Genomic DNA, 11,624 nt, shown 5'->3' with positions numbered 1-11,624 from the left:
AGGCGCTTTCCGATGTCCGCTTTATCTGTTTCAACACGTCTGGAGGTCAACCGATGACCTTCGACTACGCGTTCGCGTTGTCCACGCTTCCCGCTTTTGCGCGCGCCGTGGGGGTCACTTTGCAAGTCGGCTTGATCGCCATCCTGAGCTCACTCGCCGTCGCGGTGCTCAACGCGGCCATCGCCACGTTCCGGGTCCCGGTGCTGCATCGGCTCGTGCCGCTGTACGTCGAGCTTGCGCGGAATACGCCGCTGCTGATTCAGCTGTTCTTCATCTACTTCGCCTTACCCGCTCTGGGCGTGCGGATTTCCGGTTTCGCGGCGGCGGTCATTGCCATGACGTTCATGGGAGGTGCGTACCTGACCGAAATACTGCGCGCGGGCATCGAAGCGGTGCCCAAGTCGCAGATCGAGTCTGGCCTGTCCATCGGTCTGTCGCGCTGGCAGCTGTTGCGCCATGTAGTGCTGCCCCAGGCAGGCATTCTCAGCTTGCCTGCGCTGTTCGCCAACTTCGTGTTCCTGCTCAAGGAGACCACGGTGGTGTCGGCCGTTGCCGTGCCGGAAATTCTCTACACCACCAAGAGTTACATCGCTCTGTATTACAAGACCTACGAGATGCTGGCAGTGATGACCGGGTTGTGCGTGCTGTTGTTCTTGCCGCTGTCGTTGCTGCTGGGCCTGCTGGAAAGGAGGCTCCAACATGGCCAGTTCGGGTCTTGAGCTGCTCTGGGTATCGGCACCTCAACTGCTGACCGGGGCCGGTCGCACCTTGGGTATTTCCGCGCTTGCGATCCTGTTCAGCAGTGTCGGCGGCCTGTTCTATGGCGTGCTGCGCAGCCTGGGCAAGCGCTGGCTGGACGTGCCGCTGAGGGTCTACCTGGAGCTGTTTCGCGCCATTCCGGTACTGGTCTGGTTGTACCTGTTCTTCTTTGGCCTGCCGATCTTCTTCGGCCTCAGCCTGCCTGCGTTCTGGTGCGCAGTGCTGGTGTTGTCGCTGTGGGGCGCCAGCGAGATTGGCGAAGTCGTGCGTGGCGCGCTGCGCTCCATACCCCGCGGGCAGCGCGAGGCAGGACTGGCCATCGGCCTGGGCCTGGGCCAGTTGTACGGTCGGGTATTGCTGCCCCAGGCGCTCAAGCGCCTCACGCCGCCGGTCATCAACGTCTGCACCCGTTTGCTCAAAACCAGTTCGCTGGCGGTGCTGATCGGCGTTGTCGACATCACCAAGGTGGGCCAGCAGATCATCGAGCGCACCTACGAGTCGGTGCTGATCTACGGCTTTCTGTTTGTCTTCTTTTTTATCGTCTGCTATCCGCTGTCGGCCGCTTCCCGCGTGCTTGAACGGCGCTGGAATCACGCATGAGCGCATTGATCGAACTCGCAAGCTTCAGCAAGAAATTCGCCGATACACCGGTGCTGACTGACATCGATCTGCGGGTGACCGAAGGCGAGGTGGTGGTGATCCTGGGCCCCAGCGGCTGCGGCAAGAGCACCTTGCTGCGCTGCTTGAACGGCCTGGAACTGGGCCACAGCGGTACCTTCACTTTCGATGGGCAGTTGCTGCCTGCCAATGCCGACTGGCGCCGCGTGCGTCAGCAGATCGGCATGGTGTTTCAGAGCTACCACCTGTTTCCTCACATGACCGTGCTGCAGAACGTGCTGCTGGGGCCGCTGCAAGTGCAGAAGCGCGATGCCCGGGAAGCGCGGCAGCAGGCCGAGGCGCTGCTGGCTCGGGTTGGCCTGGCCGAACGCGCCAACGCCTACCCCCGCGAGCTGTCGGGCGGCCAGCAGCAACGGATCGCCATTGTGCGGGCACTGTGCATGAACCCCAAGGTCATGCTGTTCGACGAAGTCACCGCTGCGCTGGATCCGGAAATGGTCAAGGAAGTCCTCGAGGTGATCCTCGACCTGGCGCAGGGCGGCATGACCATGCTCATCGTTACCCACGAAATGGCCTTCGCCCGCGCGGTGGCCGACCGCATTCTGTTCATGGACCGCGGCCGTATCGCGGAACAGAACGATCCCGAAACCTTCTTCAGCGCCCCGCAGACCGCACGCGCGCAGCAGTTCCTGGAAAGGTTTTCCTACGTAGAAAACATGCCGAAAAGGAAAGCATCGTGAACTTCAAAACTGCCCTGGTTCTACCCGTACTCGCCCTTGGATTGCTGGCCGGTTGCGACAAACCGGCCGAACCCAAGGCCTCCACCCCAGCCGCGACGGCGAAACCTGCCACCAGCTACCTGGAAACCATCAAGGCCCGCGACAAGCTGATCGTTGGGGTGTTCAGCGACAAACCGCCCTTTGGTTTCGTCAATGAGCAAGGCGAATACGTCGGGTTCGACACCGACCTGGGCAAGCGCTTCGCCAAGGACCTGCTGGGTGACGAGAAGAAAATCGAGTTCGTCAGCGTCGAGCCGGCCAGCCGCATCCCGTTTCTGCAGAGCGACAAGGTCGACCTGATCCTGGCCAACATGACCGTGACACCCGAGCGTAGCCAGGCGGTGGACTTCACCAACCCGAACCTGCGTGTCGCCGTGCAGGCGTTGGTGGCGGACGGCAGCAGCGTACAGAAGCTCGATGACCTGGCCGACAAGACCACCATCGTCACCACCGGCACCACGGCCGATCTGTGGTTGACCAAGAATCACCCTGATTGGAAGCTGCTCAAGTTCGAAAAGAACTCCGAATCACTGCAAGCCCTGGCCAGCGGCCGCGGCGACGCCTATGCCCAGGACAACCTCGTGCTGTTCAACTGGGCCAAACAGAACCCCGGTTACCGCGTACTCGCCCAGAAGCTGGGCGATGAGGCGCCTATCGCACCGGCCGTGAAGAAAGGCAACACCGAGCTGCGCGATTGGGTGAACGACGAATTGGCCAAGCTGGGTGAAGAGAAAGCCCTGCTCAAGCTCTATGACCAGTACGTGCGCAAGGACTTGCCAGCGGACACCGACCCTAATCTGGTTATCGTGGAGGGGGGTCGCTGGAAGCCGTGAAGGCGGCCGATCTTGCGGATCAGTTCTGCCCAAGCTTGAGATGGAAATTCTTCATGAAATTCCAAGAATAGGAGGGCGGCGGAGAATAGCAGCCAGGTTGATTAGCGGGCGTGGCGTCACAGCGCACCGTGTAGCCCTTGCTGCCGATCTCGCGACCGCCTTCGCCGGTGTCTCGGTCGCTGTAGGAGGCACAGCCGCTCAGTACGCCCAGGATCAATAGTGCAGACAGTGTTTTCATTCCAGACTCCTTCCGTAGAGCGCGCAGCTTAGCTTCGATCCGCCTTCAAAAGCTATCCACCTGCGAACACGCCTTCACCGCCGCGAGCCTGATGTGATCAGGCGCGCGGTAGCTTTCAGGTATCGTCGCGCGCTGCCATCAACTGCTTCATTTCCTCGCCGCGCAGGGGCGGGCTGAGCAGGTAGCCCTGGACGAACGGGCAGCCCAATGCCTGCAGCCGGTCCAACTGGTCCTGGGTTTCCACGCCTTCGGCGACGATGTCGACATCCAGGGCGCTGCCCAGCGACAGGATGCTGGTGACGATGGCGATAGTGCGTCTGTGGGTCATCATGCGCGTGACGAACGAGCGGTCGATCTTGATCGAGTCGATCGGGTAGCGGTCGATGTAGCCCAGCGAGCTGTAGCCGGTGCCGAAGTCGTCCAGCGCAATGTGCACGCCCAGCTCGCGCAAATCGGCGAGGGCGATGGCCACGGTTTCCGGTTCGTTGAGGAAGACCGATTCGGTGATTTCGATCTGCAGGTTGTGGGCGCTGAAGGAGGTGTCTTTCAGTATTTCCGCGACCTTCGCCACGAACCCGACATGGTTGAGCTCGGCACCCGAGACGTTGACGTTGAGCTTCAGTGTGCAAGCCGCGTTGGCGTTCCAGCGCTTGAGCTCGGCACAGGCGGTCTGCATGACCCAGCGGCCCATTTCATGAATGATGCCGATGTCTTCCGCGACTGCGATGAACACGTCGGGCGGCACGTTGCCGAGCACGGGGTGCTGCCAGCGGACCAGCGCTTCGACGCCTTCGATGCGGCGCGAGCGGGCGGCAAAGATTGGCTGGTAGACCAGGTAGAACTCTTCTCGCGCCAAGGCGTGCTTGAGCGCGTTGCGCATCAGCAGCAGGTCGACCGCCGCTTGGCGCATGGACAGGTCGAACAAGGTCCATTTGCCTTGGCCTCGTTTCTTTGCCGCGTACATGGCGACGTCGGCATCGCGGACCAGATCTTCGGCGCTGGTGTGGGCGGCGTCGAGTGTGACGATGCCGACGCTGCAGGAGGTGAAGATCGCCTGGCCCTCGACGTCGACGGCGACTCCAAGCGCCTGGATGACCCGTTGCGCGGTCTCTATCGCAGCGTGCTTGGAGTCATTGCCGGTGTGGAGGATGGCGAACTCGTCGCCGCCGATGCGCGCCAGCACGGCGTTGCCGTTAAGGCAGGACTCCAGCCGCTGCGCCACGATCTGCAGCAGGATGTCACCGGCACGGTGGCCCATGCCGTCGTTGATGTATTTGAAGCGATCCAGGTCCATGTACAGCACAGCCGCTTCGCGCTCGGCATGGTCAAGGTTGAACACTTCCTGAATCTTCGCCATGAAGTAGGCGCGGTTCTTCAGCCGGGTCAGGTCGTCATGGAAGGCGGCGTAGGTCAGCTCTTCCTGAATCCGTTCACGCTCCACCAGGCGTGAGCGCAGCGCTACCTGTTCCTCGCGGTCGATCTGAGCTTGCTTGAGGCTTTCTTCGGCTTCCTTGCGCTCGGTGATATCACGCTGCACGGACACCCAGTGGGTGAACCAGCCTTTTTCGTTGGCAACTGGCACGATGCTCAGTTGCACCCAGAAACGGGTACCGTCACGGCGCGTGTTGATCAGTTCGACTTCGATCGGCTGCCATTTGGACAGGGCGCTGCGGATCTGGTCCAGGGTGCCGCGATCGGTTTCCTCGCACTGCAGAATGCGCGGCGTCTTGCCGACGATTTCTTGTAGGCTGAAACCGGTGGTCGCCAAGAACGCCGGGTTGCAGTAGACGATCCGCGGGCCGGGCTGGTCGATCGGCTCCGCCTCGGTGATCAGGATCGCATCCTTGGCATGCACCACCACCGACTCGAGCAGGCGCAGACGCTCGATCACCCCCGCAGGCCCGGTGCTGGTGGGGACCAGCAGCGACGGTGCAGGGTGGTAAAGGGCAACGGAATGGGTCTTGAGTGCGTAGATCTGCGCGGGGCTAAGCAACTTGAACGGCGGCGTCAGCGCCAACAGAACGATACCGACGAGCGCGTCGCTGTGGTCTTTGACGGCGATGCATACGCGGTACGTGTCAGCCAGCGAGCCGAGGAAATCCGGGATCGAGTGGATGAAAGGCGAACCGTCGCCAATGTCGACCACGTCGCCGTAGGACATCAGCATGCGCAACCAGGACTCGGTGGCGGCGTCGACGGGCACTTCACGCGTGGTGCCAAAGGCGGCAGTCACGCGCCAGGCGCCGGGTGCGCCTTCGATGAGCAGGCCGCCGCAACAGTGGGTGATGGCCGCTGCCGCCTGAACCAGACCTTGAAGAGCAGTGTGCTTTGAATCTTTTTCAGGGACAGCTGCGAGCATGTGAAGGACCCAGACAAGGACGAGAAACGGCGACCTCCTGTCACTCGATGTCATTTTGACATCATTGTGATAGTGATACTACGCCTTCCGGTCGGACTGCCCCGGAGTCCTTAAAGTGCATCTGTGCGTTCAAATATCGGCGCAAGAGAGCAGGGTGGCGATCAACGGTCGTCTACACGGTTCCAGCGGTAACGCGTGCGCGACTCAAGTTCGCTCAGAAATACTTCAGCCAGCTGATGTCGCGGCGCCGCTGCTTGAGTTGCGCGAACCAGCGGGTGGGAAAGTACAGGGCAATGGCCAACAGCGTAGTCCACAGCCAGATCCCGCCCAGGCTGTCGAAGCCGTAGTACTTGCCTTGGTTCAAGCCCCAGATCTGCACGGCGAGCAGGTACATCGCCTTGAGCACCAGCAGGTGCAGCACGTAGAAAAACATCGGTGCGCCACCGTAGCGCGACAGCACCTCGAGCGCTTTGCGACCTTCGAGGCGCTGGAACAACGCAAGCAGCAGCAAGCCTGCGCCCATGGTCGGCATCAGGTACAGCAGCGACGGCGGGTATTTGGTCAGCGACATGAAGCTCATGAAAGTACGCACGTTGTCGTCCAGCACGCTCCAGGGTTTTTCGCCGTAGCCATTGAGATAGCGAATGGCGATGAAGCCCAGGATCAGGCCGATACCCCAATTGAGTAGCAGACGCTGGCGTCGAGCCGGGTCGGCGCCGCGGGCGAACCAAGGGCCGGCGCAATAGCCCAGGGCAATCAGGCCGATCCACGGAAGGATGGGGTAGGTGGTGCGGGCGCGGGTGTATTCGGTGATTTCCAGAAACGCGCGCTGGTGCAGGATCGACCAGATCTCAAAAAATGGCGAGTCGGCGGTCAGGACGATGCCGTCCAGCAGATTGTGCCCGGCGACGATGACTGCGCCCACGATCGCCAGGACGGTGCGCGGCATGTGAATGAGTGCCGCCAGTGCGATCATGCTCAGGCCGATAGCCCAGATCACTTGCAGCCACAGGGTGGTCGGAACCAGTGTCGCGTTCCAGGCAAAGTTGACCAGGGTGAGTTCGAGGAAAACCAGGAACAGGCCGCGTTTCAACAGGAATATCGACACTTCCCGAGGGCTGTGAGACTGCCCGTACAGCCAGGCAGAGAGGCCGGTGAGAAAGACGAACACGGGCGCGCAGACCATGCTGCTGATACGCGTGAAGAACAGCTCGGGGGGCGTGTTCACCGGGTCCATGGGGTCGCTGACCTGAACATGCAGGAAGAAGGTTTCTCGGACATGGTCTACCAGCATGAACAGCATGACCAGGCCGCGCAGTGCGTCGATTGCGAGCATGCGGGTGCGTGAAGCGGCAGTGACCGTGGAGAGAGTTTCCTGGAAGTGGGGGGAAGCGGCGGCATCGGCCATGGGATGGCATCCGTGAATAGATCGGGATGCGTATGTTACGATATAACATGTGGCTTTAGAATAATTATTGCCGCCGTTCACAGTCTGGGAGCTGCACCGGCCGCGAAGGGGCGGCGCGGTGTGTCAGGTTTATCGGTTGAGGCCCTTCGCGGCCGCGGACCGCTCCTACAGGGGGAAGGGCGTACGGTTCGTGGGAGCGCTCATAGGCCGCGAAGGGGGGTAACGCGGTTAGGCGCTTTCTTCCTGTTGCAGGCGCTTGATCAGCGCTTTGGCAGCGGCTTCGGAGGAAGCCGGGTTCTGGCCAGTAATCAGATGGCCGTCCTCGACCACGTAGCTGCCCCAATCCGGCCCTTTGGAATATTCGCCGCCGTTGGCCTTGAGCATATCTTCAACCAGGAACGGCACGACGTCCGTCAAACCGACTGCATCTTCTTCGGAGTTGGTGAAGCCGGTGACCTTCTTGCCCTTGACGATGGAATCGCCATCGGGCGACTTGACGTTCTTGAACACCCCGGGTGCATGACACACAGCCGCAACAGGTTTGTTGGCGGCGTAGAAGGCTTCGATGATCGTCTTCGAATCGTTGTCTTCGGCCAGGTCCCACAGCGGTCCGTGGCCGCCTGGATAGAACACGGCATCGAAGTCGTAAGGGTCGGCCTCGCCAAGGGGAAAGGTATCAGCCAACATTTTTTGAGCCTGTGTATCCTGGGCGAAGCGTCGGGTGGCATCGGTCTGCGCATCCGGCTCGTCGCTCTTGGGGTCCAGCGGTGGCTGGCCACCCTTGGGCGAGACGAGGGTCACTTCGGCGCCGGCATCGACGAAGGCGTAGTAGGGTGCAGCGAATTCTTCCAGCCAGAAGCCGGTTTTCTTGCCGGTATCGCCCAATTGATCGTGGGACGTCAGAACCATCAAGATCTTCATGCAAACTTCTCCTGCAGGTGTGGGGACGCAACGCATCGCATTGCCCGGTTCTGTTTTCAGAAAGCACCTGGCCGCAGACGTTCAAGACAATCCGCGTCGGGTACGCTTGGAGCCGGATGGAACGCTGACGCATCAGTCCAGTCATTTCCTTCAGGACTGACCCTTTGCGGCCTTCCAGAAAGGGCGCGCGCCCACTACCGAGAGGATTTGGCCAATGGCAATCGCAACCGTTCGATACCTGTTCAACGGCGCCCCGCGCAGTTGGACCCCACCGGCCGAGGTCGAGCAGAGCCTTCACAGTATCGTGATGCATCTGTTGCAATTGCATTTCGGCGACGGTGAAAACAGCCTGGTGATGCCGACCGCCGAGGACACCGATGAGCAGGTTCTTGAGCAGGCGGCGCGGATGGGGCTGACCGACATCGAAGTGGTCGAAGGCGCCGTGCCTTAGGCCCTCACGGCCCGGTACAGCGCGCGGATCAGATCGGACTGGGTGATGATGCCGACCAGGTGACGTTCGCTGTCGATGATCGGGATGTGTCGATGGCCATTTTCCGAGAACACCGGCACCAGCTCGGTCAGCAGTCTGTCCGCGCTGGCTACCCGTACCGAACGGGTCATGATCTGCCCGACGATGCTCGTCGTCGGCTGGTTCCGGCGGGGTCGCAGGAGGGCACGCAGGTGCCAGGCGACGCCGTCATGGGCATCCAGATCCAGTTGCTGCATGAAATCGGCCACCGTGACGATGCCCACCAGATGACGCTGTCGGTCGATGACCGGCAGTGCCTTGATCCTGTGCTTGCGCATCAGCGCCCAGGCATCGCGCAGCGGCATTTCCTGGCGAGCGGTGATCGGTTCGCGGCTCATGACTTCGGCGCAGCGCAGCTCACCCATGTTGCGCTGGTACGCCGATGCCTCGGCGTGCTCGAGCAGGGCCTGCAGATCATTTCTGTCAACGTCCAGCACCTGGTTGTAGTGCACCAGTGCGGCGTCGAGGTCGGCATGGCTGAAACGGCTGGGGTTGGACGGCGTGCTGGTGGCGGGTACATGAGGCCATGGCCGACGCGTCAGGTTGTTGTAGATCAGCCCGGCGGCGACCAGCAGCAGCGAATCGATGAGGACTGGATTCACCGCGTAGGTGAACTGCTCGCAGCCCATCACCACCATGAGCAGGGCCGCCGCGCCGCCGGGTGGGTGCAGGCAGCGGGCAGCGAGCATCAGCGCGATCGCCAGGCCCACCGCGAGGGCTGCCGCCAGCGTTGGATCAGGGACCCATTTGACGCAAGCAATGCCCACCAGCGCGCTCAGGGTGTTGCCGCCCGCCACCGACCACGGCTGTGCCAAGGGGCTCGCGGGGAGCGCAAACACCAGCACCGCACTGGCACCGATGGGCGCCACGATGGCCAGCCCCAACGCGCCGTGTTCGGCGGCCCAGTGCCCTTGCAGACCCAGCGCCGCAATGGCGCAGACCACCAGCACGCCCAATGCGGCGCCAATGCAGGCGCGCCATTTTTCTCGAGCGTTGATCGGCTGGCGGCTGGGCCAGAGTGCGCGCAGTCGTGACACTGTCAATGCGGGGCGCGGCGGATGGTCTTCATCAAGTCCTGCGGGCTGATCTGACCGACCACATGGACCCCGCTACCGGGCAACGGCAGGTCGAGGATATGCCCCTTCATCTTGCCGATCACATGCATCTCGCACGGTTTGCAGTCGAACTTGAGCGTCAACACTTCATCGCCGTGAATCAGCTGCATGGGCGCGACCTTGGTTTTCACGCCTGTCACCCCCTTGGCCTGCTTGGGGCACAGGTTGAACGAGAAACGCAGGCAGTGTTTGGTGATCATCACCGGCACTTCGCCCAGTTCTTCATGGGCCTCGTACGCGGCGTCGATCAGCTCGACCCCGTGCCGAAGGTAGAAGTCGCGGGCCTTCTGGTTGTACACGTTGGCCAGGAACGACAGGTGCGATTCCGGATAAACCGGCGGCGGGGTCGTTTCGGCCTTGCGGCTGCCACGTGGATGGGCCTGGACACGCGCGGCAGTCAGCGCCTCGATGGCCTCGCGGCGCAACGCCTTGAGCTGCGAGTTGGGAATGAAAAACGCCTGCGGCGCATCCAGTTCGATGGCCGTCGCATGGTACTGGGTGGTGCCCAGTTGCCCCAGCAGATCATGCAGCTGCTCCAGGGCCTGCTCGGGTTTGTTGGCCGGGCCGAACGGGCCTTCCAGCGCAACGTCCACGCGCACACCTTCCTCGCTGGTAGCGGTCAGTTGCAGGCGCTGCTCGGTCAGCTGAGCGAGCCAGGCCAAACCGACGCGTCGCTCGGCGGACGTCTTCTGCAGCGCCTGCTGCCAGTTGTGGTCCAGGTTGCGGTTGAGCGGGTGGTTGGGCCGTAGCTGGAACAGCCCTGCAGGCATTTCGTTGGGTTCGACGCGATAGCGGTAGCGCTTTTGACCGTCTTCCTCGAACTCACCCTTCAGCTCGGCGATGTTGGCGCGAAAACCCACGACTTCGCGCTTGACCAGCACGTTCAAGCCATCGCCGTTGGACAGTGGCTGCTCGCTGACCACCAGCATGTCGCGCTTGCCGACTTTCTCTACCAGTCCCACCGGCAGACCGGTGAAGGTTGGCGAGTCGAACGCGCCGATGTCGATCTTGCGCTCGCTGACGAAATAATCCGTGCTGCCGCGGTGAAAAGTCTTGTCCGGGTCTGGTATGAAAAAGTGCGCAGTGCGGCCGCTGGAGGCGCGGGCCAGGTCCGGGCGGTCTTCCAATACGTCGTCGAGGCGCTGGCGGTAGTAGGCAGTGATGTTCTTCACATAGCCCATGTCCTTGTAGCGGCCCTCGATCTTGAACGAACGCACGCCGGCTTCGACCAGCGCACGAATGTTGGCGCTCTGGTTGTTGTCTTTCATCGACAGCAGGTGTTTTTCATAAGCCACCACGCGACCCTGGTCATCCTTGAGGGTGTAGGGCAGGCGGCAGGCCTGGGAGCAGTCGCCACGGTTGGCGCTGCGCCCGGTGTGCGCATGGGAGATGTTGCATTGACCGGAGAAGGCCACGCACAGGGCGCCGTGAATGAAGAACTCGATGGCCGCGTCGGTTTCCGCGGCAATCGCGCGGATTTCACTCAGGTCCAGTTCGCGCGCCAGCACCAGTTGAGAGAACCCGGCCTGGTCGAGAAACCTGGCCCGAGCCAGGGTGCGGATGTCGGTCTGGGTGCTCGCGTGTAGCTCGATTGGCGGGATGTCCAGTTCCATCACGCCCAGGTCCTGCACGATCAAGGCGTCCACGCCGGCGTCATACAACTGATGGATCAGCTTGCGGGCCGGCTCCAGTTCGTTGTCGTGCAGGATGGTGTTGAGCGTGGTGAACACCCGCGCATGGTAGCGGCGAGCGAAGGTTACCAACTCGGCGATGTCGCTTAGCTCGTTGCTGGCGTTGTGACGCGCGCCGAAGCTGGGGCCGCCTATGTAGATGGCATCGGCGCCGTGCAGGATGGCCTCGCGGGCGATGGCGACGTCGCGTGCAGGGCTGAGCAGTTCGAGGTGGTGCTTGGGCAGGGACATGTTTTTCTGGTCTGAGTCATCACGGTCAAGGCCGCCATTGTAGCGGCGAATGAGCGGGACGGCACGGTCCGCGCGTCGCAGCCCTGTCCGTCCATGCAGACCAATCGAACCGGCGGCCTGGGCTGGCGTCTACCGGGCAGCGC

11 protein-coding genes are annotated in these 11,624 nt (G+C 62.1%); 5 read left to right on the top strand and 6 right to left on the bottom strand.

Features of this window, described 5'->3' with window-relative positions:
* The first annotated feature begins 53 nt into the window (after positions 1-53).
* Genes IFT57_RS13670 through IFT57_RS13655 form a run of 4 tightly spaced genes read left to right on the top strand, consistent with a single transcriptional unit; the run spans position 54 to position 2,989 of the window.
* On the top strand, positions 54-719 hold the full coding sequence (locus tag IFT57_RS13670) for an amino acid ABC transporter permease (RefSeq protein WP_122477583.1): 666 nt from the start codon (positions 54-56) through the stop codon (positions 717-719).
* Positions 700-1,359 (top strand): amino acid ABC transporter permease, encoded by a 660-nt coding sequence (locus IFT57_RS13665; RefSeq protein ID WP_192151736.1) that lies wholly within the window; start codon positions 700-702, stop codon positions 1,357-1,359. The genes IFT57_RS13670 and IFT57_RS13665 overlap by 20 nt, the downstream gene beginning before the upstream one ends.
* The gene (locus IFT57_RS13660) at positions 1,356-2,117 is read left to right on the top strand and encodes an amino acid ABC transporter ATP-binding protein (protein WP_122797098.1); all 762 of its coding nucleotides are present in this window, start codon (positions 1,356-1,358) and stop codon (positions 2,115-2,117) included. The genes IFT57_RS13665 and IFT57_RS13660 overlap by 4 nt, the downstream gene beginning before the upstream one ends.
* Positions 2,114-2,989: a transporter substrate-binding domain-containing protein gene (locus tag IFT57_RS13655; protein ID WP_122715627.1), complete on the top strand. Its 876-nt coding sequence runs from the start codon at positions 2,114-2,116 to the stop codon at positions 2,987-2,989. The genes IFT57_RS13660 and IFT57_RS13655 overlap by 4 nt, the downstream gene beginning before the upstream one ends.
* A 19-nt stretch (positions 2,990-3,008) precedes the next feature.
* Here the strand turns inward: IFT57_RS13655 and IFT57_RS13650 are convergent, their stop codons facing one another.
* From IFT57_RS13650 to IFT57_RS13635, 4 genes are all read right to left on the bottom strand, one after another.
* On the bottom strand, positions 3,009-3,227 hold the full coding sequence (locus tag IFT57_RS13650; protein ID WP_192151735.1) for a hypothetical protein: 219 nt from the start codon (positions 3,225-3,227) through the stop codon (positions 3,009-3,011).
* Between the two features lie 115 nt (positions 3,228-3,342).
* Positions 3,343-5,586, bottom strand: a complete 2,244-nt coding sequence (locus IFT57_RS13645; RefSeq protein WP_192151734.1) for a putative bifunctional diguanylate cyclase/phosphodiesterase — start codon at positions 5,584-5,586, stop codon at positions 3,343-3,345.
* Between the two features lie 214 nt (positions 5,587-5,800).
* A complete protein-coding gene (locus tag IFT57_RS13640; RefSeq protein ID WP_192151733.1) occupies positions 5,801-6,994 on the bottom strand; it encodes a heparan-alpha-glucosaminide N-acetyltransferase domain-containing protein in 1,194 nt (397 codons plus the stop codon).
* A gap of 228 nt (positions 6,995-7,222) precedes the next feature.
* Entirely contained in the window at positions 7,223-7,915 is a 693-nt protein-coding gene (locus tag IFT57_RS13635) for a type 1 glutamine amidotransferase domain-containing protein (protein WP_192151732.1), read from the bottom strand.
* Between the two features lie 214 nt (positions 7,916-8,129).
* On the opposite strand from IFT57_RS13635, the gene IFT57_RS13630 reads away from it, so the two are divergent.
* Entirely contained in the window at positions 8,130-8,366 is a 237-nt protein-coding gene (locus tag IFT57_RS13630; protein WP_192151731.1) for a hypothetical protein, read from the top strand.
* Here the strand turns inward: IFT57_RS13630 and IFT57_RS13625 are convergent.
* The gene (locus IFT57_RS13625; RefSeq protein ID WP_342030351.1) at positions 8,363-9,481 is read right to left on the bottom strand and encodes an HPP family protein; all 1,119 of its coding nucleotides are present in this window, start codon (positions 9,479-9,481) and stop codon (positions 8,363-8,365) included. The two genes, IFT57_RS13630 and IFT57_RS13625, sit on opposite strands and share 4 nt — an antisense overlap.
* A 2-nt stretch (positions 9,482-9,483) precedes the next feature.
* Positions 9,484-11,481, bottom strand: a complete 1,998-nt coding sequence (locus IFT57_RS13620; RefSeq protein ID WP_192151729.1) for a peptidase U32 family protein — start codon at positions 11,479-11,481, stop codon at positions 9,484-9,486.
* Positions 11,482-11,624 lie beyond the last annotated feature (143 nt).

It is taken from the genome of Pseudomonas sp. CFBP 13719, assembly GCF_014842095.1.
GTDB lineage: Bacteria > Pseudomonadota > Gammaproteobacteria > Pseudomonadales > Pseudomonadaceae > Aquipseudomonas.
The sequence above is the reverse complement of the archived record's forward strand: the minus strand, read 5'-3'. Positions and strand labels throughout refer to the sequence as shown.